General features: G+C 72.6%; 22 protein-coding genes, 3 tRNA genes and 1 pseudogene. 11 read left to right on the top strand and 15 right to left on the bottom strand.

Translation table 11 applies throughout. The features are described 5' to 3' along the window. Positions 1–11 precede the first annotated feature (11 nt). A complete protein-coding gene (locus ACQP60_RS18770; RefSeq protein WP_429735712.1) occupies positions 12–374 on the bottom strand; it encodes a metallopeptidase family protein in 363 nt (120 codons plus the stop codon). Positions 375–463: 89 nt separating this feature from the next. On the opposite strand from ACQP60_RS18770, the gene ACQP60_RS18765 reads away from it, so the two are divergent. The 5 genes from ACQP60_RS18765 to ACQP60_RS18745 all read left to right on the top strand — a co-directional run bounded on the left by ACQP60_RS18765 (position 464) and on the right by ACQP60_RS18745 (position 1,752). Beyond that, positions 464–536 (top strand) — tRNA-Glu (locus tag ACQP60_RS18765). 149 nt (positions 537–685) lie between these two features. Then, positions 686–759, top strand: a tRNA-Asp gene (locus ACQP60_RS18760). 51 nt (positions 760–810) lie between these two features. After that, positions 811–886 (top strand) — tRNA-Phe (locus ACQP60_RS18755). 135 nt (positions 887–1,021) lie between these two features. After that, positions 1,022–1,438: a phage holin family protein gene (locus tag ACQP60_RS18750; protein ID WP_429735710.1), complete on the top strand. Its 417-nt coding sequence runs from the start codon at positions 1,022–1,024 to the stop codon at positions 1,436–1,438. Continuing rightward, positions 1,435–1,752: a DUF3618 domain-containing protein gene (locus ACQP60_RS18745; RefSeq protein ID WP_429735708.1), complete on the top strand. Its 318-nt coding sequence runs from the start codon at positions 1,435–1,437 to the stop codon at positions 1,750–1,752. Before ACQP60_RS18750 ends, ACQP60_RS18745 begins: the two co-directional genes overlap by 4 nt. Before the next feature lie 76 nt (positions 1,753–1,828). Here the strand turns inward: ACQP60_RS18745 and ACQP60_RS18740 are convergent, their stop codons facing one another. Further along, the gene (locus tag ACQP60_RS18740; RefSeq protein WP_416342820.1) at positions 1,829–2,038 is read right to left on the bottom strand and encodes a BldC family transcriptional regulator; all 210 of its coding nucleotides are present in this window, start codon (positions 2,036–2,038) and stop codon (positions 1,829–1,831) included. A gap of 397 nt (positions 2,039–2,435) precedes the next feature. On the opposite strand from ACQP60_RS18740, the gene ACQP60_RS18735 reads away from it, so the two are divergent. Further along, on the top strand, positions 2,436–2,636 hold the full coding sequence (locus ACQP60_RS18735; protein ID WP_429735705.1) for a DUF3073 domain-containing protein: 201 nt from the start codon (positions 2,436–2,438) through the stop codon (positions 2,634–2,636). A 112-nt stretch (positions 2,637–2,748) separates the two neighbouring features. On the opposite strand, the gene purM is transcribed toward ACQP60_RS18735, so the two are convergent. From purM to ACQP60_RS18685, 10 genes are all read right to left on the bottom strand, one after another. Next, a complete protein-coding gene (gene purM, locus ACQP60_RS18730; protein WP_429735703.1) occupies positions 2,749–3,855 on the bottom strand; it encodes a phosphoribosylformylglycinamidine cyclo-ligase in 1,107 nt (368 codons plus the stop codon). 41 nt (positions 3,856–3,896) lie between these two features. Next, positions 3,897–5,444: an amidophosphoribosyltransferase gene (purF, locus tag ACQP60_RS18725; RefSeq protein WP_429735701.1), complete on the bottom strand. Its 1,548-nt coding sequence runs from the start codon at positions 5,442–5,444 to the stop codon at positions 3,897–3,899. 48 nt (positions 5,445–5,492) lie between these two features. Continuing rightward, the gene (locus tag ACQP60_RS18720; protein ID WP_429735699.1) at positions 5,493–5,942 is read right to left on the bottom strand and encodes a hypothetical protein; all 450 of its coding nucleotides are present in this window, start codon (positions 5,940–5,942) and stop codon (positions 5,493–5,495) included. 67 nt (positions 5,943–6,009) lie between these two features. Continuing rightward, positions 6,010–8,655, bottom strand: coding sequence for an ExeM/NucH family extracellular endonuclease (locus ACQP60_RS18715; RefSeq protein ID WP_429735697.1), 2,646 nt, complete (start codon positions 8,653–8,655; stop codon positions 6,010–6,012). 176 nt (positions 8,656–8,831) lie between these two features. Further along, positions 8,832–9,206, bottom strand: coding sequence for a sterol carrier family protein (locus tag ACQP60_RS18710; protein ID WP_429735695.1), 375 nt, complete (start codon positions 9,204–9,206; stop codon positions 8,832–8,834). Positions 9,207–9,487: 281 nt separating this feature from the next. Next, positions 9,488–10,312 carry an ABC transporter ATP-binding protein gene (locus ACQP60_RS18705; RefSeq protein ID WP_429735693.1) on the bottom strand — a complete coding sequence of 275 codons (825 nt, stop codon included), beginning with the start codon at positions 10,310–10,312 and terminating at the stop codon, positions 9,488–9,490. Further along, positions 10,309–11,232, bottom strand: a complete 924-nt coding sequence (locus tag ACQP60_RS18700; protein WP_429735691.1) for an ABC transporter ATP-binding protein — start codon at positions 11,230–11,232, stop codon at positions 10,309–10,311. The genes ACQP60_RS18705 and ACQP60_RS18700 overlap by 4 nt, the downstream gene beginning before the upstream one ends. Next, positions 11,229–12,314 carry an ABC transporter permease gene (locus ACQP60_RS18695; protein ID WP_429735689.1) on the bottom strand — a complete coding sequence of 362 codons (1,086 nt, stop codon included), beginning with the start codon at positions 12,312–12,314 and terminating at the stop codon, positions 11,229–11,231. Before ACQP60_RS18695 ends, ACQP60_RS18700 begins: the two co-directional genes overlap by 4 nt. Next, complete coding sequence (locus tag ACQP60_RS18690; RefSeq protein ID WP_429735687.1) at positions 12,307–13,299, bottom strand: ABC transporter permease; 993 nt, start codon at positions 13,297–13,299, stop codon at positions 12,307–12,309. The genes ACQP60_RS18695 and ACQP60_RS18690 overlap by 8 nt, the downstream gene beginning before the upstream one ends. 132 nt (positions 13,300–13,431) lie before the next feature. Beyond that, positions 13,432–15,180 (bottom strand): ABC transporter substrate-binding protein, encoded by a 1,749-nt coding sequence (locus ACQP60_RS18685; RefSeq protein WP_429735685.1) that lies wholly within the window; start codon positions 15,178–15,180, stop codon positions 13,432–13,434. A gap of 263 nt (positions 15,181–15,443) precedes the next feature. Here ACQP60_RS18685 and ACQP60_RS18680 point away from each other — a divergent pair, with 263 nt between their 5' ends. Further along, a complete protein-coding gene (locus ACQP60_RS18680; protein WP_429735683.1) occupies positions 15,444–15,881 on the top strand; it encodes a YybH family protein in 438 nt (145 codons plus the stop codon). A 54-nt stretch (positions 15,882–15,935) separates the two neighbouring features. Here the strand turns inward: ACQP60_RS18680 and ACQP60_RS18675 are convergent, their stop codons facing one another. Next, positions 15,936–17,432, bottom strand: a complete 1,497-nt coding sequence (locus ACQP60_RS18675) for an RNB domain-containing ribonuclease (RefSeq protein WP_429735680.1) — start codon at positions 17,430–17,432, stop codon at positions 15,936–15,938. Positions 17,433–17,601: 169 nt separating this feature from the next. Here ACQP60_RS18675 and ACQP60_RS18670 point away from each other — a divergent pair, with 169 nt between their 5' ends. Beyond that, entirely contained in the window at positions 17,602–19,833 is a 2,232-nt protein-coding gene (locus tag ACQP60_RS18670) for an NADP-dependent isocitrate dehydrogenase (protein ID WP_429735677.1), read from the top strand. Positions 19,834–19,899: 66 nt separating this feature from the next. Here the strand turns inward: ACQP60_RS18670 and ACQP60_RS18665 are convergent, their stop codons facing one another. Next, positions 19,900–20,298, bottom strand: coding sequence for a hypothetical protein (locus ACQP60_RS18665; protein ID WP_429735675.1), 399 nt, complete (start codon positions 20,296–20,298; stop codon positions 19,900–19,902). A 66-nt stretch (positions 20,299–20,364) separates the two neighbouring features. On the opposite strand from ACQP60_RS18665, the gene ACQP60_RS18660 reads away from it, so the two are divergent. Further along, positions 20,365–21,309 carry a CE1 family esterase gene (locus tag ACQP60_RS18660; RefSeq protein ID WP_429735673.1) on the top strand — a complete coding sequence of 315 codons (945 nt, stop codon included), beginning with the start codon at positions 20,365–20,367 and terminating at the stop codon, positions 21,307–21,309. Positions 21,310–21,410: 101 nt separating this feature from the next. Further along, positions 21,411–21,896 carry a Dps family protein gene (locus ACQP60_RS18655; protein WP_429735671.1) on the top strand — a complete coding sequence of 162 codons (486 nt, stop codon included), beginning with the start codon at positions 21,411–21,413 and terminating at the stop codon, positions 21,894–21,896. A gap of 124 nt (positions 21,897–22,020) precedes the next feature. Here ACQP60_RS18655 and gdhA read toward each other — a convergent pair whose 3' ends face one another. Next, positions 22,021–23,358, bottom strand: coding sequence for an NADP-specific glutamate dehydrogenase (gene gdhA / locus ACQP60_RS18650; RefSeq protein WP_429735670.1), 1,338 nt, complete (start codon positions 23,356–23,358; stop codon positions 22,021–22,023). 164 nt (positions 23,359–23,522) lie between these two features. Here gdhA and ACQP60_RS20980 point away from each other — a divergent pair. Further along, positions 23,523–24,263: pseudogene (locus tag ACQP60_RS20980) on the top strand (SMP-30/gluconolactonase/LRE family protein); the annotation flags it as partial. Positions 24,264–24,556 lie beyond the last annotated feature (293 nt).

Genomic DNA, 24,556 nt, shown 5'->3' with positions numbered 1-24,556 from the left:
CCCGCGGCGGCTCAGGCCCAGCCGAGCTCGTGGAGCCGGTCGTCGTCGATGCCGAAGTGGTGGGCGATCTCGTGCACCACGGTGATGGCGACCTCTTCCACGACGTCGTCGCGGTCCTCGCAGATGGCAAGGGTGGGGTTGCGGTAGATCGTGATCCGGTCGGGCAGCGATCCGGCGGCCCAGAACTGCCCGCGCTCGGTGAGCGGCACCCCCTCGTACAGCCCGAGGAGCTCCGGGTCGTCCGCGGGGGCGTCGTCCTCGACGAGCACGACGACGTTGTCCATCATCGCCGCCAGGTCGGCCGGCACCTGGTCGAGGCCGTCCCGGACGGCGTCCTCGAACTCCTCGCGCGTCATCTCCACCACGGGTCCCATCCTGGCCCACGGGCGGGCACCGACCGGCACCGGAGCGGCACGGGCCGGCACGGACCGCCCCGGGTGCCTGGGTATGCTTGCCGGGTCCAGCCCCCATCGTCTAGCGGCCTAGGACCCCGCCCTTTCACGGCGGTAGCACGGGTTCGAATCCCGTTGGGGGTACGTCCGTGGGGACTCCGGCACCGCCGGGAGCCCCGCGAAACCGCGCATCCGCGCTGGTCAGGATCCGATTTCAAGATCCCGGCGAGCATGGGGTACGCTTCTTCTCGGCTCGAAACGAGCTTCCTCGGTGGGAGTCCACTCCCCACCATGGCCCTGTAGCGCAGTTGGTTAGCGCGCCGCCCTGTCACGGCGGAGGTCGCGGGTTCAAGTCCCGTCAGGGTCGCGCATGATGCGCCCGGTTCGTCGGCAACGGCGCCCGGGCGTTCGTGTCCAAGGCTCTGTAGCTCAGTTGGTAGAGCGTTCGACTGAAAATCGAAAGGTCACCGGATCGACGCCGGTCGGAGCCACCACCGAGACCCCCACGCCCCAGGCGTGGGGGTCTCGTCGTTTTGTCCCAGGAATTGCCTGGACCAGCAGGGACGGGTTGAGTGGGACCGCACGGACGATCACCACACGCAGGACCTCACGCAGGATCGGAGCAGCCGATGACGGACTGGGACGACGGACGCACGCCGCCCGCCGAGCAGCCACCCTCGATGGGGCGGCTCGTGGAGCAGCTGTCGGAGCAGACGACGCGGCTCGTGCGCGCAGAGGTCGCGCTCGCCAAGGCCGAGATGACGGAGAAGGCGAAGCGCTCCGGCATCGGGATCGGGCTCGTCGCCGCGGCCCTCGTCATCGTGCTCTACGCGGTGGGCGTGCTCATCTGGGCCGGCATCACCGGCCTCGCCACGGTCTGGCCGCTGTGGCTGTCGGCGCTCGTGGTCGGGGTCGCCATGCTGCTCGTCGCCGGCATCGCCGTGGCGATCGCGGTGGGCCAGCTCAAGAAGGCGGCCCGGCGACCCGAGACGATCGACCGGGTCAAGGAGGACGTGGAGACGATCAAGAAGGGGGTGCGCCGGTGACCGAGCCCACGACGCCCGAGAACAAGGCCCCGACGCCCACCACCCGTGAGCTCGAGGACGAGGTGGCCCGCACCCGCGCGGAGCTCGCCACGACCCTGGACCAGCTGGCCACGCGGTTGTCGCCCAAGTACCAGGCGAACCAGCTCGCGCGCGCGACCAAGCAGGCGGCCGGCGACGCCGGCACGTTCGTCACGGGTGGCGGCCTGCCCGACACCGACCCGCGGCGCAAGCGCAACGCACAGGTGCTCCTGGGTGCCGCCGCGGCGAGCCTGGCGCTGGTCGTGATCGTCGTCGTCCGCGCCCGGCGCCACTGAGAGCCGCGCGCCGCCGAGAGCGCCGCGCCCGGGCGGCGCGGCGACGGCCCAGCGGGCCGCCCTCCTCCGGGCCGCCCTACTTGTTGTCCGGCGTCGCCTCCTCGGAGGCGGCGCCGAGCAGCGCGCGCACCTCCGACTCCTTGTAGCGGCGGTGACCACCGAGCGTGCGGATCGACGAGAGCTTTCCCGCCTTCGCCCAGCGGGTCACGGTCTTCGGGTCGACGCGGAACAGGCTGGCCACCTCGGCAGGCGTCAGCAGAACCTCGGAGTCTCCGTGGAGCGACATCCCCTGCACCTCCTGGTACGGACCGGCCCGGGCGGCGCCCGGTGTGCGGACACGGTCTCGCTCATCCATTGTGTGCAGAAAGCGGGATTGAGGCGACTTGGGAGCCGGATGAAATCGTCCGGATCGTCCGGGCATGGATGGACTCGTGCCCGTGCGTCCGTTCTGCCAGGCCCTGCCGCCCTCCGGACCGCTCTACGCACCGAACGGTCTCGTGACCTGAGACACGATCCGGGCAGGATCACCCGCTCCCACGGCCGTCGATGCGCGCGGCACGTGTCGCTGAGTGGAGGGAATGGCGCGCGAGCATGTACCGTTGGGGTCTGAACAGACTACTTACGCACGGGGCCGCCGTCACGGACGGCGCAAGCCCCGCTCCTACGTTGAGGGGGTCTCAGCCATGGGCCGCGGCCGTCAGAAGGCAAAGCAGACTAAGGTCGCTCGCGAGCTGAAGTACTACAGCCCCGAGACGAACTACCACGCGCTCGAGCAGGAGCTCAAGAGCGGCGGAGGCAGTCGCACGGATGTCGCCACGGAGGATCGCTTCTCCGACGACGACGAGTACGACAACCGATACAACTCCTGGGGCGACGAGCGCTGAGTCCCCGGCGTCGGACCCCGTGATCCACGGGTTCCGACGCTGCGCGAAGGGCCGGACGGCAGCAGCCGTCCGGCCCTTCGTCATGCCACGGGGCCTCCCCCGGGCCGAGTCGTCAGCGGTAGTCGCCCGTGAGGCGCACGGCGCCGCCCTGCACGCCCTTGGTCCCGGCCACCAGGTCCTCGGGCGCCGCAGCCGGGTCCAGGTCCTCGACCGAGCCCAGCACCCACGCCGGCACGCCGCGGGCCGCGAGCGTCGCCAGCGCCGCGTCGACGCCGTCCGCGCCGACGACCGCCACCATGCCGACGCCGAGGTTGAGCGTGTTCTCCAGGTCCCGACGCGGCACCGAGCCCAGCTCACGCACGGTCCGGAAGACGGCGGGCACCTCCCACGACGCGCGGTCCACGGTCGCCACCGTGCCGGCGGGCAGCACCCGCGCGAGGTTCGCCGCGAGGCCGCCACCCGTCACGTGCGTGACGGCGTGCACCTGCGCGGCCGGGTCCTCGGCGAGCGCGAGGACGTCGCGCGCGTACACGCGGGTGGGCTCCAGCAGCTCCTCGCCCAGGGTGCGGCCGAACTCCTCGACGTGGCGGTCCAGCGACCAGCCGGCGTGCTTCACGACGGCGCGCACCAGCGAGTAGCCGTTCGAGTGCAGGCCGCTCGAGCCCATCGCGACCAGCACGTCGCCGGCGCGCACCCGCTCCGGGCCGAGCACGGCGTCCGCCTCGACGATGCCCGTGGCCGCGCCCGCGACGTCGTACTCGTCCGGGGCCAGGAGGCCGGGGTGCTCGGCCGTCTCGCCGCCCACGAGGGCCGTGCCGGCCACCTCGCACGCCTGCGCGATGCCGCGCACGATGTCGGCCACACGCTCCGGGACGACCTTGCCGGTGGCGATGTAGTCCGTCATGAACAGCGGCTCGGCGCCCACCACGACGATGTCGTCCACGACCATGCCGACGAGGTCGAAGCCGATCGTGTCGTGCTTGTCCATCGCCTGCGCGATCGCGACCTTGGTGCCGACGCCGTCGGTCGACGTCGCGAGCAGCGGCTTGCGGTACTCGCGGATCGCCGAGAGGTCGAAGAGCCCCGCGAAGCCGCCCACGCCGCCGAGGACGGCGGGCCCGTGCGTGCGGCGCACGGCGTCCTTCATCAGCTCGACAGCCTTGTCGCCGGCCTCGGTGTCGACGCCGGCCGCGGCGTAGGTCAGGGGTTCGTTCGTCACGTGGGGCTCACCGTTCGTCGGCTGGGTCGGTCGGCTGGGAATCACGGGTGGTCGAGCGCGGTGCCGCCACCGGCGCCCACGGAGACCTGTCGGAGCCCGTCCTCCGGCGCGCCGAGCGGCAGCTCGGCCTGCTCCAGGAGGTGCTTGCCGAGCTGGTCGGCGGTGGGGAGCTCGATCGGGTACTTGCCCGTGAAGCAGGCGGCGCACAGCTGGGACGCCGGCTGCTCGGTGGCGGCGATCATGCCCTCGGTGGAGATGTAGCCGAGGGAGTCCGCGCCCAGGGACTGGCCGATCTCGTCCGGGCTGAGGCCGTTGGCGATGAGCTCGGCGCGCGACGCGAAGTCGATGCCGTAGAAGCACGGCCACTTCACCGGCGGCGACGAGATCCGGACGTGCACCTCGGCGGCGCCCGCCTCGCGGAGCATGCGGATGAGGGCCCGCTGGGTGTTGCCGCGCACGATCGAGTCGTCGACGACGACGAGGCGCTTGCCGCGGATCACCTCCTTGAGCGGGTTGAGCTTGAGGCGGATGCCCAGCTGGCGGAGCGTGTCGGACGGCTGGATGAACGTACGGCCCACGTAGGCGTTCTTGGTGAGCCCCTGCCCGAACGGGATGCCCGACTCGGTGGCGTACCCGACGGCGGCGGGCGTGCCGGACTCCGGCGTCGGGATGACGAGGTCCGCCTCGACCGGGTGCTCCCGGGCCAGCGTGCGGCCCATCTCGACGCGCGCCGCGTGCACGGAGCGTCCGTTGATCGTGTTGTCGGGGCGGGCGAGGTAGACGTACTCGAAGACGCAGCCCGCGCGCTCCGGCTCGGCGAACCTCTCGGACCGCAGGCCGTCGGCGTCGATGGTGATGAGCTCGCCCGGCTCGACGTCGCGCACGTACGACGCGCCGACGATGTCGAGGGCCGGCGTCTCGGACGCGACCACCCAGCCGCGCTGCAGGCGGCCCAGCACCAGCGGGCGCACGCCCTGCGGGTCGCGCGCGGCGTAGAGGGTGCCCTCGTCCATGAAAACGAGCGAGAACGCGCCCCGCAGCTTGGGCAGCACCTCGAGCGCCGTCTGCGCGAGGGTGTGGTCGGCGTCGCCGGCCAGCAGGGCCGTGATGAGCGCCGTGTCGGTGGTGTTGCCGCGCGCGAGCTCGCCGCGCCGCTGGGCGCCGTAGCGCTCCGCCACGAGGTTCACGAGCTCGGCGGAGTTGGTGAGGTTGCCGTTGTGCCCGAGGGCGACGGTGCCGCCCGCGGTCGCGCCGAGGGTCGGCTGGGCGTTCTCCCAGGTCACGCCACCGGTGGTGGAGTACCGGCAGTGGCCCACCGCGAGGTGGCCGGTGAGGGCGTCGAGCGCCGTCTCGTCGAAGACCTGTGACACGAGGCCCATGTCCTTGTAGACGAGGATCTGCTCACCGTTGCTGGTGGCGATGCCCGCGGACTCCTGTCCGCGGTGCTGCAGGGCGTACAGGCCGAAGTAGGCGAGCTTGGCGACCTCCTCGCCGGGGGCCCAGACCCCGAAGACGCCGCACGCGTCCTGGGGGCCCTTCTCGCCGGGCATGAGGTCATGGTTCAGGCGGCCGTCAGGGCGCAAGGGCATGGCTCGAGTATCCCACAGGGCCCCGGTGCGTCGACCTGCCCGAACGCGTCAGCGGCGCCGCAGGCTGCGCCGGTCGGAGATCACCGCGATCAGCCCGCCGACGCCCAGGCCGACGGCGATCCCGCCCAGGATCATCACCGACACGTACACGCCCGGCTTCATCAGGGTCTCGGCGGCGCCGGAGGCGTCGATCAGCCACGTCGAGAAGATCAGCCCGACGACGGCGCCGACCAGCGCGCCCATCCACAGGAACACCGGGTACTTGGGAGCGCGGCGCACCCGCTCCGGGTCGACCAGCAGCGTCACGTCCTGCGGCTCCTCGGCGGCCGGAGCCGGGGTCGGCGCGGTGCCCTCGGGACGTTCGGCCGCGGGCGTCGCGACGTCCTGGCCCGTCGGCGCGGCCGAGGGGTCGCCGGCGGGCGCCTCCGGACGAGGGGCGGCGTCGGACGTCGCCGGGACGTCGCCCTGCACGGGGCCGTCGGGGGTGGAGCTGCTCACCCCTCGAGCCTATGCCACCCTCGACGACGCCCCGACGCTCTCCCGCACCGTCACCGCGTGGCGGCCGTCACTGCGGGAGGACCTCCTGCCACGGCCCGTGCGGCTTGGTCCCCGGCTCCTTGTCCCGGTTGGGGCGGGTCGCCTCGTACAGCGCGCCGCCGTGCACCACGCGGTCGCCGCGGCCGTAGCGCGTGCCCCGGTCCCACGCGGGCGCGGACGGCGCGAGGTCCAGCCCGACGAGGAGCGGGTCGTGGTCGGAGGACCGGAACGGCGACTCGTCGTAGAGGATGGTCGCGTTGTAGTTGTAGCGGCTGTACTCGTTCGCCACCGGCTCGTACGCGTTGATGTTCCAGATGTCGGTGCCGGTCACCCGGTCGACCAGGCCCGACGACGCGAGCGCGTGGTCGAGGGAGCCGACGGCGCCGTCGAACGCGTAGGTGTACTCCCCCGTCGTGGGCCCGAGGTCGGTGTACCCGGCGTCGGTGAGGACCGTGATCGGGTCCTCCTGCTCGTAGGAGTTGAAGTCCCCCACCAGCAGCACGGCGTCGGTCCCGGCGTCCGCGGCGACGTCGTCGGCGAACGCCGCCAGCGCGGTCGCCTGGCGCACGCGCGACTCGTTCGACGCGCCCTGACCGTCGCCCGTGTCCTCGTCGCCGGGCCACGGGCCGGCGGAGCCCTTCGACTTGAAGTGGTTCGTGATCACCACGACGTCGTCGCCCGGGTCGGCGTCGACCCCGCCGGCCGGCTGGAACACCTGCGCCAGCGGCTGGCGCGCGTTGCCGAAGGCCTCCGGGTCGTCGAGGATCCGGGATGCACCGACCGGCTCGGCGCCCGCGGCCCGGTAGACGAACGCGGTGCGGATCACGTCCTCGCTGTCCGGGAGGTCGGCCGGGGACGCGACGTACGCCCAGGTGCCCGCGCCGTCGTGCGCGTTCAGCGCGTCCACGAGGTCGGACAGGGCCTGGTCGCGGTCCTTGCCGAACGCGGCGGAGTTCTCGATCTCCTCGAGCCCGACGACGTCGGTGCCGAGAGCGGAGATCGCGGCGACGATCTTGCCCTGCTGGCGCTCCAGGTCCTCGGCCTCGGCCGCGCCGCGGGCGTCGCAGCCGCCGCGGACGGTGACCGGGTCGCCCGCGCGGTCGGTGTAGTACGTGCACCCCTCGAGCTGGTCGCCCGTGGTCGTGAAGTAGTTGAGCACGTTGAACGTGCCCACCTGCAGCGTGCCGCCGACGTCCTCGGGCGCCGCCTCGCGGGTGTCCTCGAACGTGGCGGGCTGCACGGCGTCGGCGACGTCGGGCGTCAGGCGGTGCTGCGGCTGCAGCCCCCAGGCGTCGTAGCGGTAGTCGAGGACGACGGGCCGCGTGAAGGTCACCGCGGCGCCGACCCGCACCGGTGCGCCGCCCGTCAGCCACGGCAGCGGCTGCGAGGAGTTCGCCGCGGAGCCGTAGTTCGTCGACGCGCCGTCGTCCAGCAGGACCGCGCGGGCCGCGTTGTCCTCGGCCTGCTGCTTCGCCTCCACCGAGCCGGGGCGCCCGACCGTGGTCGGCTGCACCAGCGGCGAGCCGCCCGCGGCGAGCCCGATCGTGCCGTAGAAGTTCGTGTCGTAGTTGTCCGTGACGGTGAAGTCGCCCTGCGGGGCGAGCAGCATGCCCTCGAGGGCCTCCCGCTCGGCGTCCGTCGCGGGCCAGGTCGTGGCCAGCGGCTCGACGGCGCCCGGCTCGTCGAGCACGGTCCACGCGTCGGCGGTGACCTCCGTGAGGCCCTGGTGCTCGCTGACCTCGCCCGTGACCTCCACGTGGTCGCCCACCTCGAGCTCGGTCGCCGCGGCGCGCGAGTACACGAAGACGGCGTCGGACGCGCCCGGCGTCGAGTCGTCGGCGGGGTCCCCGCCGGTGCCCGCCGTCTGGAGGTACAGGCCGTCGAAGCCGCCCGCGGGGTAGGTGGCGGTGACGACGCCGGTGGTCGTCACGGTCGTCCCGGCCAGCGGCGACGTCGCGCCGGCGCCCTGGATCTCGGCGATCGTCGCCTCCTCGGCCGGGCCGGGGTCGGTGCCCGGGTCGGCGCCGCTCGCGGTGGGCGTCGGGGCCCCGGCGGCGAAGTCGGCGGCATTGTCGGCGGTGTGCGCGTGGTCGCGGCGCGCGACCGACGTCGCGTTCGTCGTCGCCGGCGCCGGACCCGAGCCGGCGAAGGCGTTGGCGGTCGGACCCCAGCCGACGAGGTCGACGACGGCGTCGGCCGCGGCGCAGTCGGCGCCCGCGCAGCCGAGCCGGTCCGTCGAGCGCACCAGCGCGACCTTGGCGCCCGTGCCGGACATCGCGATGGTGCCGGTGACGTCGGGCGTCGGCAGCGCGGGAAGCGAGGTGTTGGAGCCCAGCGCCTCCGCGACGAGGAACGACCCGCCCGCCGGGATCTCGCCGGACAGGTTCGTCTGCGCGCCGTTCGCCCACGTGCCCGCCGCGGACGCGTACTGCACCGACCAGCCGTCGAGCGGGACGGCGGCGTCCGTCGGGTTGTACAGCTCGACGAAGTCCTGGTTGAACGCGGCACCGCTGTTGCCGCCGCCCCCGTACACCTCGTCGATGACGACGGGGGCGGCGGGCGAGACGGCGGCGGACGCCGGGGCGGCGAGGGCGGCGCCCAGGGGGAGGACGAGCGCGGCCGCGGCGGCGGCCGCGAGCGGTCCTCGGAGACGGGCGGGACGGGTAGGGCTCACGGTGGCTCCTTCGCGGCGGACGTGGGTGACGTCACCTCAGCAGGCCCGCGTGAATCGTCGGTGAACCCCGTGTCACCGGACGTCGTCGTCCGGCCGTCGGGAACGCGTTCCTGCCCGGTGCCGCCGAACGTAGCGGAACCCACCGACGTCCGCGCGCCGCGCGGGGAGCGGGCGGGTCAGGGGCGAGGACGCGCGGCCTGCAGCGGCAGCAGTGCGGAGAGGTCGGCCCGCTCCCCCGACGCGCTCACCCGCCCGGCTCCCACGGCGTCGTCCCACGAGACCCGCCCGGTGGCGAGCTCGAGCCACGTCTCGACGTCGGTCTCCACCACGTTGGGCGGCGTCCCGCGCGTGTGCCGCGGCCCGGCCACGGCCTGCACGGCCCCGGCCGGCGGCACCCGCACCTCCACGGAATTCCCGGGCGCGACGTCGGCCAGCTCCTCCAGCGTGAACCGCACCGCCGTCGTCACCACGGGTCGCGAGGTGTCGCCGCCCAGCCACGCGGCCACGGCCGCCCGTCCAGCAGCAGGTTCGGTCCGTCGTCGCGCAGGCACGCCAGCACCTTAAGCCTCCCCACCCACCGGCCGACGACGTCGCCCCCGCACGCCGTGCCGGCCGCACGAAGGGCCACCCGCCCAGGCGTCGGCCGACGGGGGCGCATGTGGACCGCGGGGGCCGCTCGACGGACCAACGCGGCGAGCCGAAGGACGAGCGCGGGTCGGCGGGGTCTTCGCGCGGACGTATCCCTCCCGAAGTGGAGGGCGCCCTGGCGCCCGTGAACGCGTCCGCGCGAAGACCCCGCCGACACGCGCGACCGCAAGGCGACGAAGCAGTACTAGGAGGCCAGCTCCGCCCGCACCTCCTCGCGCAACCGCCCATGACGGGAGGGCTCCGGGGCGGCCGCCAGCAGCGTCTTCGTGTAGTCGTGCTGGGGGTCGAGGATGACGTCGTCGGACGGGCCCCGCTCCACGATGTCCCCTCGGAACATCACGATGATCTCGTCGCTGAAGTGCCGCGCGGTGGCGAGGTCGTGGGTGATGTAGAGGACGCCGAGGTTCTCCTCGCGCTGCAGGCGGGCGAGCAGGTTGAGGACACCGAGCCGGATGGAGACGTCGAGCATGGACACGGGCTCGTCGGCGACGAGGAACCGCGCGCCGGGCGCGAGCGCCCGGGCGATGGCGACGCGCTGGCGCTGGCCCCCGGACATCTCGTGCGGCCGCTTGACCGCGTACGTCTCGGGCGGGGTGAGGTTGACGCGCTCGAGCAGGTCGTGGACGGCGGGCTCGAGCGCGTCGCCCTGGGCGACGCCGTGCAGCCGCAGCGGCCGCTCCAGGTGGTGGGCCACCGTGTGGTACGGGTTCAGCGACGCGAACGGGTCCTGGAAGACCATCTGGACCTGGTGGCGGTAGCTGGACAGGGCGCGCCCGCGCCGCCCGATGGGGTGGCCGTCGAGCAGGATCTCCCCGGTCGTCGGCGTCTCCAGCTGGGAGATCATCTTCGCCACGGTGGACTTGCCGGAACCGGACTCGCCCACGAGCGCGATCGTCTTGCCCGGCTCGAGGGTGAACGACACGTCGTTCACGGCGCGCAGCGTGCCGCTGCGCAGCCCGTTGCGGACCTTGAACTCCTTGACGAGGTTGCGGACCTCGAGGCTGCTCATGACGCCTCCCCGTTGGCGGCGTCGCTGGTGACGCCGGTGCGGACGAACGAGCCGCGGTCGCCCGTGAGGCTCGGGAACGAGTCCAGCAGCTGCCGCGTGTACGGGTGCTGGGCGCGCGCGTAGATGGACTCGGAGGTGTCGAGCTCGACGATCCGCCCGGCGCGCATGACGGCGATGCGGTCGCTGATCTCGAGCAGCAGCGGCAGGTCGTGGGTGATGAACACGACGGCGAAGTTGAATCGCTCGCGCAGCCGCATGATCTCGCGCAGGATGCCGCGCTGGACGACGACGTCGAGCGCCGTCGTCGGCTCGTCCATGATCATGACCTGCGGGTTGAGCGCCATCGCCATGGCGATCATGACGCGCTGACGCATGCCGCCGGAGAGCTCGTGGGCGAAGCTGTCGAGTCGTCCGGGGTCGACGCCGACGAGCTCGAGGAGCTCGGCCGCGCGCGCGTCCCGCTCCTTCTTGCCCATCTGCGGCCGGTGGGTGGTGAGGACGTCACCGAGCTGCTTGCGGACGCTGATCACCGGGTTGAGCGAGTTCATCGCGCCCTGGAAGACCATCGAGACCTTGTCCCAGCGGAAGGCCCGCAGCGCGTCGCCGGTGAGGCTGACGACGTCGATGTCGTGGCCGTTCGCGTCGTGGAACGTGACCTCGCCCGACCGCAGGATGGCGGGCGGCTTGAGGAGCCGGTTGAGACCGTAGGCCAGCGTCGTCTTGCCGCAGCCGGACTCGCCGGCCAGCCCCAGGATCTCGCCGCGGTGCAGCGTGAGCGAGACGTCGTCGACGGCGCGGACGGGCGGGTCCACCTCGTACTCGATGGACACGTGCCGGGCGGTGAGCACCGGCTCGAGGCGGGCCACGTGCTCGGCGTGCGTCGGCGACGACAGCGGGCCGGTGGTGGTCGTGGCGGTCATACGTCGACCCTCTCCTTCTGGCCGGACGGGTCTCCGTGGTCGGTGGCGGGTCGGTCGGTGCCCGCCGCCTCGTCCGGGACGGTCAGGTCCGCGGTCGCGGTCGGCGAGCTGTGGCGGCCGAGCTTGTCCTTCCCGGCCTTGCGCGCCTCGCGGACGCTCTTGGCCGCGGCGGGCGCGAGGCGGAGCTTCGGGTTGACGATCTCGTCGATGGCGAAGTTGACCAGCGACAGGCCGGTGCCGAACAGGGCGATCATCAGGCCGGGCGGGACGAACCACCACCAGGCGCCGCGCGTGAGCGCGCCGCCGCCCTGGGCCTCGTTGAGCATCGTGCCCCAGGTGATCGACCCGTTGGGGCCCAGGCCCAGGTACGACAGACCCGCCTCGCCGAGGATGGCGAGCACGATGGCGAACAGGAACTGCGACGCCAGCAGGGGCAGCAGGTTGGGCAGCACCTCGACGAGGATGATGCGCGGCGTCTTCTCCCCCGCGACGCGGGCGGCCGACACGTAGTCGCGCACCCGCAGCGACCGGGCCTGGGACCGCAGCACGACGGCAGGCCCCGCGAAGGCCGTGACTCCGAGGATGAGCGCCACGACCCACAGGCTGCGCACCTGCAGGTAGCTCGCGACGACGATCATCAGGGGCAGGCCGGGGATGACGAGCATGATGCCGGTGACCAGCGAGAGGAACTCGTCGGTCCAGCCGCGCAGGTACCCGGCGACGACGCCGAACAGGAGCGCGAGGACGATGGCCACGAGCCCGGCCGAGACGCCGACGATCAGAGAGCCGCGAGCACCCTCGGCGAGCTGCGCCAGCACGTCGTAGCCGAGGCTCGTGGTCCCGAGCCAGTGGCCGGGCTGGGGCGGCAGCATCGCGTCGTTGCCGGAGCTGCGCGGGTCCTGGGTGACGAGGGGGCCCACGATCGCGAACAGCACGATCGCGCCGATGAGGATGAGGCCCGCGAGGAGCTTGCCCGACATGGAGGGCATCATCTGGCGGACGCCGGACCTCGTGACCGGCGGTACGGCGGGCTTGTCCGGCGTGGCCGGCGTGGTGGGTGCGGTGGTGTCGGTGTCAGTCATGGTGGCGCGTCCTCGGGTCCAGGAAGCCGTAGATGAGGTCCATGAGGAACAGCGCTGCAAGGACCGCGAGCGTGATGACGAGGAACACGCCCTGCATCAGCGCGTAGTCGTTGTTGCGCACCGCCGTGATCATGAGCTTGCCGACGCCGGGGTAGGTGAAGACCTGCTCCATGACGAGCGACCCGGCGACGACGAAGCCGAGGGAGACACCGAATCCGGCGAGCGACGGCAGCGCGGCGTTGCGCATCGCGTAGGTGGTGAACACGCGGCGCGGACGCAGGCCCTTCGCCTCGGCGGTCGTGACGTAGTCCTCCGACAGCGTGGAGACCATCATGTTGCGCATCCCCAGCAGCCAGCCGCCGACGGACGAGATAACGATCGTCACGGCCGGGAGGAACGCGTGGTAGAGCACCGAGCCGACGAAGGCCCAGCTCCACTCGGGTCCGTTGAAGTGGAAGACGTCGTAGGCGCCGATGATGGGGAACCACTGGAGGCTCACGGCGAACACGAAGATGAGCACGAGGGCCACCCAGAAGTAGGGCAGCGACTGCAGCATCGTGGTGCTGGGCACCAGGCTGTCCACCCAGGTGCCGCGCTTCCAGCCGGCGAGTGCGCCGAGCCCGATGCCGAGCACGAACGAGATGATCGTGGCGGTGCCGACGAGGCCGAGGGTCCAGGGCAGCGCGTCGCCGATGAGCTCGGTGACGGGGGTCGGGAAGTTCGTCACGGAGACGCCGAGGTTCCCGGTGAGGACGTTCTTCCAGTACGTGAGGTACTGCTCCCACAGGGTCTGGTCCTCCGCCGCCCCGAGGAGGAGCCGGATGCTGTTCTCCGTGCCCGCCGGGATGCCCCCGGCGCGCTGCAGCTTCGCCATGAGGATCGCGAACGGGTCGCCCGGCAGCATGCGCGGGATGAGGAAGTTCAGCGAGATCGCGGCCCACAGCGTCACCGCGTAGAAGGCGATCCGCCTGGCGTAGAACTTCATGGGGTCGGGCCGCCCTTCGGTGTCGCGGGCATGCGGCTCCTCCTCGCTTCGTGCGTCACAGCGTCGTGGTGCGGGTGTGCGGGTGACCGGCGGGCTGGCGAACCAGCCCGCCGGTCACGGTCGGGGGGCGCGTTACTGGGCGCCGCCGAGCTTGCCGAGGATCACGCCGGACGACGGGCCCTGCCACGACGGCGGGAACATGTACATGTCGTCCTCCGTGGGCCAGCCGGTGAACTTCGTCGTGTTGAAGAACGTCTGCGTGCCGTTCACGACGATCGGGATGTACGGCAGGTCCTCGACGATGTGCTCCTGGACCGTGGCGTAGGCCTCCTTCTTGGCGGCCTCGTCGTTGGTCTGGGACGCGGCGTCCACGGCGGCGTTGACCTCGTCGTTGTCGTACCGGGAGATGTTCCACTCCCCCGGCTCGAGGGCGGTCCCGACCTTCTGCGTGTAGTCGCCGGTGAACCACTCGCGGTAGATCTGGAACGGGTCGGCCAACGACGTGCCGACGACGCCGCCCATGATCAGCTCGAACTCGCCGGAGACGCGGGCGTCGGCGAACTCGTTCCAGGAGATCGTGGACGCGGTGACCTTGATGCCCGCGGCCTTGGCCTGCTCCTCGATGAGCTTGGCGGCGTTGTTGAAGTCCGACCAGCCGTCGACGGAGGTCAGCGTCAGGTCGATCGGCTTGCCGTCCTTGCCGTAGAAGCCGTCGGCGTCCTTGGTGTAGCCGGCGTCCTCGAGGATCTTGCCCGCGGCCGCGGCGTCGGCGGTCTGCGGCGACTCCTTCGGCATGCCGTCCGCGATCCACTTGTCGTCGCGACCGAGCAGCGCGAACGTCGGCGAGATCGGCTTGGCGAGCCCGACGAACGCCTTCTCGGTGATCGCGGAGCGGTCGATGGCGGCGTTGAGCGCCTGCCGGACGGCGACGTCGGTCTGGGCGCCCTCGCAGCCCAGGTCCGTGCTCGAGCACGTGTAGAGCACCACCGGGTCGACGGGAGTGTTGACGTAGCCGAAGCCGCCCGTGGAGGTGACGCGGTCGGGGTCGGGCACGAACATCGTGGTCCAGTCGATCTGGCCGGTGGTGAGGAGGTCCTCGGCCGACTGGTTCTGGTCGATGCCGACGTACCGCAGCGACGCGACCTTGGGCGCGCCGCCCCAGTAGTTCGGGTTGGCCTTCGCCGTGTAGGCCGCGTTGGACGCCGTGTCGAGCATGTACGGGCCGGTGCCGACCGGCGACTCCGCGTTGTCCCAGGCCACGAGCCCGGTGAGCGCGTTGCCCTCGGCGTCCTCGCCGGAGTCCTTCTCGTGCTCGGAGAAGACGTGCTTCGGCACGATGTAGGTGCCGCCGAGGATCGCGAACTCGTTGGCGTACGCGGGCTCGTCGAAGGAGAACACCACGGTGGACTCGTCCTGCGCCACGGCGTCCTTGAGGTACACGGGCTTGGCGGTGTCGTTCGTGAACGAGTAGACGACGTCGTCGGCGGTGAACGGCTTGCCGTCGTTCCACGTCACGCCCGCACGGATCTTCACCGTGAGCTCGGTGCCGTCCTCGTTCCACTCGAACGACTCGGCGAGCATCGGCGTGGGGTCCACGTCCTGGAGCTTGTTGAACGCGAACAGCGTCTCGTAGATGCCGCCGTTGGCGAGGTGGAGGACGCCGACGGCGTAGGGGTTGAAGTTGGGGGTGATCGGGGTCTGGGAGCCGGCCCAGATCACGAGCTCCTGGTCCGTGGCCACACCCTCGGCCGCGGGGGCGTTGGTGGCGTCGCCACCCTCGTCGCCCTCGCCGGAGCCGGAGCACCCGGCGGCCAGGAGGGTCACGCTCGTCAGCGCGGCAGCGGCTGCGAGCCACCGTCCACGGATCTTCCCTCGGATCATCGTTGGTCCTTCCAGTCGGCAGCGCACCCTCACGCCGCTGCGGTCTCGCACTGCTTAGGGAAGGGACCTTAACGAATAGCCACCCGGGTGGCGCTAGACCTTGAATCGTTATAAGGCAGGAGTGTTATCAAAACGTCACCTCGGGCGGCGTCGGCGGCGAGACGCCGACCGTCACGTCTGCGCGCCCGCCGTCGTCGGTCGGACGAGGCCGGGCTCTCCACCCGGCCGAACCTCGACCCCTCCCCGTACCCGCAGGAGCGACCATGGCCACGACCCACCCCCACGAGCCCGCGATCCGGGAGCTGCTGGGATCGCTCGTCGGCGCCCTGCGCGCCAAGGACCTCGACGCGGTGCGCGAGATCTACGCGCCCGACGTCGTCTCGTTCGACGTCGAGCCTCCCCTGCAGCACGTCGGCATCGAGGCGAAGCTCGCGAACTGGGTGAAGGTCTTCGACACCTTCGCCACCGTCGACTACGAGCTGCGCGACCTCGCCCTGACCGTCGACGAGCACGTCGCCTTCGGGCGCGCCTTCGGCCGGCTCCGCGGCACCCTCGCCGACGGCACGGCCGTACCCGGGACGTGGGTGCGCGGAACCTTCGGCCTGCGTCGCGACGGCGAGCGCTGGCTGGTCGCGCACGACCAGGTCTCCGTGCCCGTGGACGTGCGCACCGGTGCGGCGGCCACCGACCTCGAACCCTGACGCCGCCGTTCCGGGGCGCTCCGCCAGGCCCCTCCGCGAGGACGCCCGGGCGGGTCACCCCAGGGTGAAGAGCACCCGTCGGTCGGGGACGGACGCCTCGGCCAGCGTCGCCCGCACGCGCTCGCCCAGCGGCAGCTCGGCGCCCTCGATCCGCGCCCGGACGGCCGGCTCCCGGAGCATGACCTCACCGCGCTGCGGACCCCCCGCGTCGCCGTCGCCCCGCACGTCGACCACGACGCCGTCGAAGACCTGTCCCTCCCGGCCGGAGAGCAGCGCGGCCTCGACGACGTCCACGCAGCCGCGCTCGAACGCGCCGGCCGTGCGCGAGGCCGCCGCCATCGTCTCGGGCAGGCCGGGCAGCGCCTCGGTCACCCACGCGGGCGGCTCCTTGCCCGCGGCGTGCGCGAGGCACACCTCGGTCGCGTAGCGGTCGGCGAGCCGCCGCAGCGGCGCCGTCACGTGCGCGTACTCGGCCGCGATCGCCGCGTGCCGGGCGTCCGCGGGCAGCGCGACCGGGGGTCCGCCGTCGGGGCCCGGCACGCCGAACGCCAGGTAGCCCGCGCCGCGGAAGAGCGACGTCGCCTCGGCGAGGAAGGCCGCGTGCGCGGGACGCCGGGACTCCAGCGTCGGCACCAGCTGTGCGTACGAGACCTCGTCGGGCCAGTCGATGCCGAGGGCCGCGGCGGTGCGGCGCAGGCGCGCGACGTCACGGTCGTCCGCCGGGGGCAGGGTGCGCAGCAGGCCGACGCCCGCCTCCCGCATCATGGCCGCCGCGACGATGCCGGTGAGGAGGGAGATCTGCGCGTTCCAGCCCTCGACCGGGAGGGTGCGGCGCAGCTCGAGCGCGAACGACCCGTCGGGCCCGGGCACGATCTCCTGCTCGGGGACCTCCAGCGACACCCCGCCGCGGTCGCGCTCGCGCTCCTGGCGCAGGCGGCCCACGTCGGCCAGCAGGGCCAGGGAGTCCGACGCCGTCCCGGCGTCGAGCTGGCCCTGCACCTCGCCGTAGGTGAGGCGGGCGCGCGACCGCACGGTCGCGCGGGTCACGGAGCTGCTGGTGATCTCGCCGTCCGCGTCCAGCCCGATCGTCCACAGGACGGCGGGCCGGTCCTCGTCGGGCAGCAGGCTGGCGGCGCCCTCCGACAGCACCGGCGGGTGCAGCGGGGTGCGCACGTCCGGGCCGTAGACGGTGGTGCCGCGACGGTGCGTCTCGGCGTCGAGCGCGCCGCCCGGGCGCACGAACGCGGCGACGTCCGCGATGGCGTACCGGACGATGTAGCCGCGGCCCGACGACGCGACGTGCACCGCCTGGTCGAGGTCCATCGACCCGGGCGGGTCGATGGTCACGAGCTCGACGTCGCGACGGTCCTGGCGTCCCTTCCTCCCCTTGCCGCCGAGGGCGGACCCGCCGTCCGCGGCGGACTGCTCCGCCTCCTCGCGCACCGGGGTGGGGAACATGGCGGGCACGCCGATCTCGGCACGGAGCGCGGCGAGGGCGTCGGCGACCTCGGCCGGGCCCGCCTGGGCGAGATGGAGCTGACGCGTCGGCACGGCTCGACCGTAGCGGCGCGCGACCCGGGCCGCGCGGCGAGGGGTCCGAGCGTGAGGCACGGCACTGGACGGCGGGCGCCGGCGTTTTCGACAGGCTCCGCCGCGGCCAGATATCTTGATGTCAAACAATCTCTCGTCCACCACTGCCCTGCCTAGGGAGCATCGCCGCATGACCACCGAGTCCCGGCCCGAGGCCGCCACGATCATCTACACCCACACCGACGAGGCGCCGCTGCTCGCGACGTACTCGTTCCTCCCGATCGTCGAGGCGTACGCCGCCCAGGCCGGGGTCACGCTCGAGACGCGCGACATCTCCCTCGCGGGCCGCATCCTCGCCCAGTTCCCGGAGCGGCTCACCGACGACCAGCGCATCGGCGACGCGCTCGCCGAGCTGGGCGAGCTGGCCACCACCCCCGGCGCCAACATCATCAAACTGCCGAACATCTCGGCGTCCGTGCCGCAGCTCAAGGCCGCCGTCGCCGAGCTGCAGGCGCAGGGTTACGACGTCCCGAGCTACCCCGAGGACCCGCAGACCGACGCCGAGAAGGACGTGCGCGCCCGGTACGACAAGGTCAAGGGCTCGGCCGTGAACCCTGTGCTGCGCGAGGGCAACTCCGACCGCCGCGCCCCCGCCTCGGTGAAGAACTACGCCAAGGCGCACCCGCACCGCATGGGCGCCTGGTCGGCCGACTCGAAGACGAACGTCGCGACGATGGGCTCCGACGACTTCTTCTCCAACGAGAAGTCCGTCGTGATCCCCGCCGACGACACCCTGACGATCCGCCTCGTCACGCCCGCCGGCACCACCGTCCTCAAGGACGGCCTGAAGGTCGAGGCCGGCGAGGTCGTCGACGGCACCTTCATGTCCGTCGCCGCGCTCAACACCTTCCTCGCCGCGCAGGTCGCCCGCGCCAAGGAGGAGGGCGTCCTGTTCTCCGCGCACCTCAAGGCCACGATGATGAAGGTCTCCGACCCGATCATCTTCGGCCACGTCGTGCAGGCCTTCTTCCCGGCGCTGTTCGAGCAGTACGGCGACCAGCTCAAGGCCGCCGGCATCTCCCCCAACGACGGCCTCGGCGGTCTCCTCGCCGCCGTCGACACGCTGCCCGACGGCGCGGCGATCAAGGCCGCCGTCGAGCAGGGTCTGGCCGACGGCCCGGCCCTCGCGATGGTCGACTCCGACAAGGGGATCACCAACCTGCACGTGCCGTCCGACGTCATCATCGACGCCTCCATGCCCGCGATGATCCGCGGCGGCGGCCACATGTGGGGCCCGGACGGCAAGGAGCACGACACGCTCGCCGTCATCCCCGACTCGTCGTACGCCGGCGTCTACCAGACCGTCATCGACGACTGCCGCGCGAACGGCGCCCTCGACCCCGCCACGATGGGCTCCGTGCCCAACGTGGGCCTCATGGCCAAGAAGGCCGAGGAGTACGGCTCGCACGACAAGACGTTCGAGATCCCGGCCGACGGCACCGTCGAGGTCGTGAACGCGGCCGGCGACGTGCTGCTGAGCCACGACGTCCAGGCCGGCGACATCTGGCGTGCCTGCACCACCAAGGACGTCGCGATCCGCGACTGGGTCAAGCTGGCCGTCAACCGCGCCCGCGCCACCGGCTCCCCCGCCGTGTTCTGGCTCGACGCGCAGCGCGGCCACGACGCGCAGCTCATCGCCAAGGTCGAGGAGTACCTGGGCGACCACGACACCGACGGCCTCGACATCCACGTGATGGCGCCGGCCGAGGCGACGGCGTTCTCCCTCGCGCGCATCCGCCAGGGCCTCGACACCATCTCCGTGACGGGCAACGTGCTGCGCGACTACAACACGGACCTGTTCCCCATCCTCGAGCTGGGGACGTCGGCCAAGATGCTGTCGGTCGTGCCGCTGATGAACGGCGGCGGGCTCTTCGAGACCGGCGCCGGCGGCTCCGCCCCGAAGCACGTGCAGCAGCTCCTCGCGGAGAACTACCTGCGCTGGGACTCGCTCGGCGAGTTCTTCGCGCTGGCCGCGTCGTTCGAGCACCTGGCCACCGTCACCGGCAACGCGCGCGCCCAGGTGCTCGCGGACACCCTCGACCGCGCCACGGGCACCTTCCTCGACCAGGACAAGTCCCCGACGCGCCGCGTGGGCGGCATCGACAACCGCGGCTCGCACTTCTACCTCGCCCTGTACTGGGCGCAGGAGCTCGCGGCGCAGTCGGACGACGCCGAGCTGGCCGCCGCGTTCGGCCCGCTCGCGGCGTCGCTCGCCGAGCAGGAGCAGACGATCGTCGACGAGCTCGTCGGCGTGCAGGGCTCGCCGGCCGACATCGGCGGCTACTACCGGCCCGACGCCACCAAGGCCGCCGCGGTGATGCGCCCGTCCGCCACGTTCAACACGGCGCTCGAGGCCCTCTGACCTCAGGCCCGCACCACGACGCCGGCCACGCCCTCGGAACCTGCCGAGGGCGTGGCCGGCGTCGTCCTACCAGGACCAGCCGCGGGCGCTGAGCTCCAGCTCCTCGCGCAGCCGCTCGGCGGACTCGGCGCGCTCGTCGGCACGCATCGGCAGGTCGACGACGCTCAGCCCGGCGAGGCGGCACGCCTCGCGCAGCAGGGCGTCGTAGGCGCCCTGCGCGGCGCGGGCGTGGTGGGCGCGCGCGTAGACCTGCGGGTCGTCGTCGATGGCCCGCAGCTCGCGCGCCAGCTCCCCCAGGCGTACCTGGACGGTGAGCGTCAGGAGCGGGTCGGCGGCGGACGCGCGACGGCGGTGCGCCCGGCGGGCGACGGCGTCACGGTGGGCGTCGGACCGCAGCCACGACCGGGCGACGGCGGTCGCGACCAGCGCGAACGCCGCCGTCAGGAGCGCCAGCTGCCACGTCATCGGAGCACCACCTCTGCACCGATTTCAGCCTATGCCGGGCGCCGGCCGCACGCGACAATCGACGGCATGCCGGCGCACCGCCCGATCCTGGCGACCCTCGTCGCGCTGGTCACCCTGCTGCTGGCGGCGTGCGGCTCGGCCGAGCTGCCGCAGGCCGAGCGGCCCCTGGTGCTCGCCGCCGCCGAGCCCCTGCCGGCCGGGGCGGTCGGGGCGGTCGACGTCGACGGCCGGCCCGTCGAGGTGCACGTGCCTCCCGGGTACGACGCCGCGCGGCCGGCTCCCCTGCTCGTCGTCCTGCACGGCTTCGGCTCCGACGCCGCACGCGTGGACGCCCTGCTCGGCCTGCGCGACGAGGCCCTGGCGCGGGGCGTCCTCTACGCCCTCCCCGAGGGCACCGAGGGGCCCGACGGACGCCGCTTCTGGAACGCGACCGACGCGTGCTGCGGCGCCGACCGGGCCGACGTCGACGACTCCTCGTACCTCGCCCAGGCGATCCGGACCCTCGCGGCCACGTACGCCGTCGACCCCCAGCGGGTCGCGGTGGTCGGGTACTCCAACGGCGGGTTCATGGCCTACCGCACGGCCTGCGAGCATGCCGACCTCGTGTCCGTCGTGGTGTCGCTCGCGGGCGCGATGCCCGCCGACGACGGCGACTGCCGCCCGGCGCGCCCGGTGACCGTGGTGCAGGCGCACGGCGCCGACGACCCCGTGATCCGCGCCGGCGGCGGCCTCCGCGACGGGCACGCCTACCCGTCCGCGGCGGAGTCCGCGGCCGCGTGGGCCCACCACGACGGGTGCGCGACGTCCCCCACGACCGCACCGGCCCGGCGCGACCTCGACCGCGCGGTCCCCGGCGCCGAGACCACCGTGACGACGTGGACGGGGTGCGCCGGCGCCGCCGTCGTCGAGCTGTGGTCGATCGCGGGTGCGGACCACGCTCCTATGCTCGGCCCCACGTTCGCGACGACGGTGCTCGACCTCCTTGCCGGCACCGTCACCGGAGCACGCTGACGGCGACGAAGGCTCGCCTGTCCTTGCTGGCGGCGGCCGGGAAGGCTCCCTAACCTGGAATGGTTCAAGAGAGCGATCGTCACCGGAAGGAAGGTTCACCCATGACCACTCCCACGATGAAGCGCAGCACCCCCCGCGCCGAGGCGTCCGACAAGCTCCGTGCCCACCTGCAGCGCGTGCTCGTCGCGCTGGTCGACCTGCACGTCCAGGGCAAGCAGGCCCACTGGAACGTCACCGGCCGCGGCTTCCGCGACCTGCACCTCCAGCTCGACGAGCTCGTCGACGTCGCCCGCGAGCACAGCGACACCGTCGCCGAGCGGCTCCGCGCCCTCCAGGCCGTGCCCGACGGCCGCACCGAGACCGTCGCCACGACCACCGATCTGTCGCCCTACCCCGCCGGGCTGGTGTCGGTCGCGGACACCGTCGACGCGATCGTCGAGCGCGTCGCGCAGACCGTCGAGGTCGCCCGCGAGGTGCACGACGACGTCGACGCCGAGGACCCGACCACCGCCGACCTGCTGCACGAGATCATCACCGACCTCGAGAAGCAGGCCTGGATGATCTCGTCGGAGAACCACGAGGTCTGAGCCGGAGCGCCGCGGGGCGCAGGCTCGGACCGGCCACGGGAACCGAGGTCTGACCGCCCCGCTCACGACGACGGCGCGGTCCCCCGCTCGGGGGCCGCGCCGTCGTCGTGCGTGTGCCGGTCGGTCAGATGACGCCGAAGGCGATCATCGCGTCGGCGACCTTGGTGAAACCGGCGACGTTGGCACCGACGACGTAGTCGCCCGGCGCCTCGTACTCCTCGGCCGTGGCGAGGCAGTTGTCGTGGATGCCGGTCATGATCTCGGCGAGGCGGGACTCGGTGTAGTCGAAGCTCCACGAGTCGCGCGACGCGTTCTGCTGCATCTCCAGCGCCGACGTCGCCACGCCGCCCGCGTTCGCGGCCTTACCCGGCCCGAACAGCACGCCGGCGTCGCGCAGGAGCGCGACCGCCTCGGGGGTGGTCGGCATGTTGGCGCCCTCGGCGACGGCACGCACGCCGTTCGCGACGAGCTGCTTGGCGTCCGCCTCGGAGAGCTCGTTCTGGGTGGCGCAGGGCAGCGCGACGTCGGTCGGGACGTCCCAGATGCTGCCGTCGGACACCAGGCGGGCGCCGGGTCGCTGGTCGACGTAGTCGGACACGCGGCCGCGCCGGACCTCCTTGACCTCCTTGAGCAGGTCCAGGTCGATGCCCGCCTCGTCGACGACGTAGCCCGACGAGTCCGAGAACGTGATGACGCGGCCGCCGAGCTGCTGCGCCTTCTCGGCCGCGTAGATCGCCACGTTGCCCGAGCCGGACACGGAGACCCGACGGCCGTCGAGGCTCTCGTCCTTGGTGCCGAGCATGCTCTGCGCGAAGAGGACGGCGCCGTAGCCCGTGGCCTCCTTGCGCACGAGCGAGCCGCCCCACGTGAGGCCCTTGCCGGTGAGCACGCCGGACTCGTAGCGGTTCGTGATCCGCTTGTACTGGCCGAACAGGTAGCCGACCTCGCGGGCGCCCACGCCGATGTCGCCGGCCGGCACGTCCGTGTACTCGCCGATGTGGCGGTACAGCTCGGTCATGAACGACTGGCAGAACCGCATGACCTCGCCGTCGGACCGGCCGCGGGGGTCGAAGTCGGAGCCGCCCTTGCCGCCGCCGATCGGCAGGCCGGTGAGCGCGTTCTTGAAGATCTGCTCGAAGCCGAGGAACTTCACGATCCCCAGGTACACCGAGGGGTGGAAGCGCAGCCCGCCCTTGTACGGGCCGAGGGCGGAGTTGTACTCGACGCGGAAGCCGCGGTTGATCCGCACGCGGCCCGTGTCGTCGACCCAGGGCACGCGGAAGATGATCTGCCGCTCGGGCTCGCAGATGCGCTCGAGCACGGCGGCCTCGACGTACTGCGGGTTCTTGCGCAGCACCGGGCCCAGCGACTCGAAGACCTCGCGTACCGCCTGGTGGAACTCCACCTCGCCGGGGTTACGACGCAGCACCTCGGCGAACACAGGCTGCAGACGGTCTTCCATGGGGGCTCCTCCCGAGGATCTGGGGAGCGCGCCCGCGGGGCCCGGAGGGCGGCACGGCACACGCACGACCATCGCAGCCTAGACGTTCCCGAGACACCGTCTCATGGCGCGAGACGTCGTCCGGGAGGCGGGCCGTCGTCCGCGTGCGCCCCTCATCCGTTCGGATGACCGCGCCCGCCCCACCCGTCCGATGCCCGGCGCCCGCGCCGCACCGCACGCTGGACGCCAGAGCCGAGACGCGGCTCGTGCACGGATGCGGAAGTCAGGAGAGCTCGATGAACAAGCGACTCGTCGCCACGATCACCGCCGCCGCGGCCCTGGGCGGCCTCGGCCTGGCAGGGGCGCAGCCCGCACTCGCCCAGCAGGACGACGGGAGCGGGCACGGAAGGCCGGCGTCGTACGCGCTCACCGGCGACCCCGAGGGCAGCCGGTTCGAGGGCATCGGTGCCGACCAGCGCCGCGGCACCTTCTACGTGAGCGAGGTCACCGGGGGCGAGATCCACCGCGGCGACGTCCGCGACGGGCAGACGGAGGAGTGGCTCCCCGCCGGCGCCGACGGCCGGACCACCGCGCGCGGCATCACCGTGGACGGCGACGGGAACGTCTACGTCGCGGGGGGCCCGAACGGCCTCACGGGCGACCGTCCCGACCTGTGGGTGTACTCCCCCGAGGGCGAGCTGCTCGCCGCGCTCCGGGTGCCCGCCGACGAGGCGTTCCTCAACGACGTCGCGATCGGTCCCGACGGCGCCGCGTACTTCACCGACTCGAACGACCCGCGCGTCTACCGCGTCGCGCAGGGTGCGGACGGCTGGGAGGCCCAGGTCTGGGCCGACGCCACCGGCACGATCGAGCGCCGGGAGGGTTTCAACCTGGGCGGCATCGTGCTGTCCTCGGACCGCAGCGCGTTCGTCGTCGCGCAGGGCAACACCGGCGACCTGTGGCGCTTCGGGTTCGACGGCTCGGTCCGCGCGATCGACACCGGCGACGCGGACCTCGGGAACGCCGACGGCCTCGTGCGCCAGGGCAACCGCCTCACCGTCGTGCGCAACTTCGACCACGCGCTGGCCACGCTGCGACTGTCGGCCGACGGCTCGCGGGCCCGCTTCCTCGGCGAGGAGGACACCGACCCCACGAAGGTCTTCACCACGGCCAAGGAGCTGCGCGGCCGCATCCTCTTCGTCGAGAGCGAGTTCGGCGA

Source organism: Isoptericola variabilis (genome assembly GCF_050311655.1).
In the GTDB taxonomy this organism is placed as follows: Bacteria; Actinomycetota; Actinomycetes; order Actinomycetales; family Cellulomonadaceae; genus Isoptericola; species Isoptericola variabilis.
This window is presented reverse-complemented; position numbering and strand designations above follow the sequence as displayed.

What these genes read in the sequence shown, in the direction of transcription:
- ACQP60_RS18695 (WP_429735689.1), bottom strand. Translation starts at nt 12,314, where the DNA reads ATGACTGACACCGACACCACCGCACCCACCACGCCGGCCACGCCGGAC.
- ACQP60_RS18690 (WP_429735687.1), bottom strand. Translation starts at nt 13,299, where the DNA reads ATGAAGTTCTACGCCAGGCGGATCGCCTTCTACGCGGTGACGCTGTGG.
- ACQP60_RS18770 (WP_429735712.1), bottom strand. Translation starts at nt 374, where the DNA reads ATGGGACCCGTGGTGGAGATGACGCGCGAGGAGTTCGAGGACGCCGTC.
- ACQP60_RS18685 (WP_429735685.1), bottom strand. Translation starts at nt 15,180, where the DNA reads ATGATCCGAGGGAAGATCCGTGGACGGTGGCTCGCAGCCGCTGCCGCG.
- gdhA (WP_429735670.1), bottom strand. Translation starts at nt 23,358, where the DNA reads ATGGAAGACCGTCTGCAGCCTGTGTTCGCCGAGGTGCTGCGTCGTAAC.
- ACQP60_RS18750 (WP_429735710.1), top strand. Translation starts at nt 1,022, where the DNA reads ATGACGGACTGGGACGACGGACGCACGCCGCCCGCCGAGCAGCCACCC.
- ACQP60_RS18655 (WP_429735671.1), top strand. Translation starts at nt 21,411, where the DNA reads ATGACCACTCCCACGATGAAGCGCAGCACCCCCCGCGCCGAGGCGTCC.
- ACQP60_RS18670 (WP_429735677.1), top strand. Translation starts at nt 17,602, where the DNA reads ATGACCACCGAGTCCCGGCCCGAGGCCGCCACGATCATCTACACCCAC.
- ACQP60_RS18700 (WP_429735691.1), bottom strand. Translation starts at nt 11,232, where the DNA reads ATGACCGCCACGACCACCACCGGCCCGCTGTCGTCGCCGACGCACGCC.
- ACQP60_RS18680 (WP_429735683.1), top strand. Translation starts at nt 15,444, where the DNA reads ATGGCCACGACCCACCCCCACGAGCCCGCGATCCGGGAGCTGCTGGGA.
- purF (WP_429735701.1), bottom strand. Translation starts at nt 5,444, where the DNA reads ATGCCCTTGCGCCCTGACGGCCGCCTGAACCATGACCTCATGCCCGGC.
- ACQP60_RS18740 (WP_416342820.1), bottom strand. Translation starts at nt 2,038, where the DNA reads ATGTCGCTCCACGGAGACTCCGAGGTTCTGCTGACGCCTGCCGAGGTG.
- ACQP60_RS18660 (WP_429735673.1), top strand. Translation starts at nt 20,365, where the DNA reads ATGCCGGCGCACCGCCCGATCCTGGCGACCCTCGTCGCGCTGGTCACC.
- ACQP60_RS18735 (WP_429735705.1), top strand. Translation starts at nt 2,436, where the DNA reads ATGGGCCGCGGCCGTCAGAAGGCAAAGCAGACTAAGGTCGCTCGCGAG.
- ACQP60_RS18705 (WP_429735693.1), bottom strand. Translation starts at nt 10,312, where the DNA reads ATGAGCAGCCTCGAGGTCCGCAACCTCGTCAAGGAGTTCAAGGTCCGC.
- ACQP60_RS18665 (WP_429735675.1), bottom strand. Translation starts at nt 20,298, where the DNA reads ATGACGTGGCAGCTGGCGCTCCTGACGGCGGCGTTCGCGCTGGTCGCG.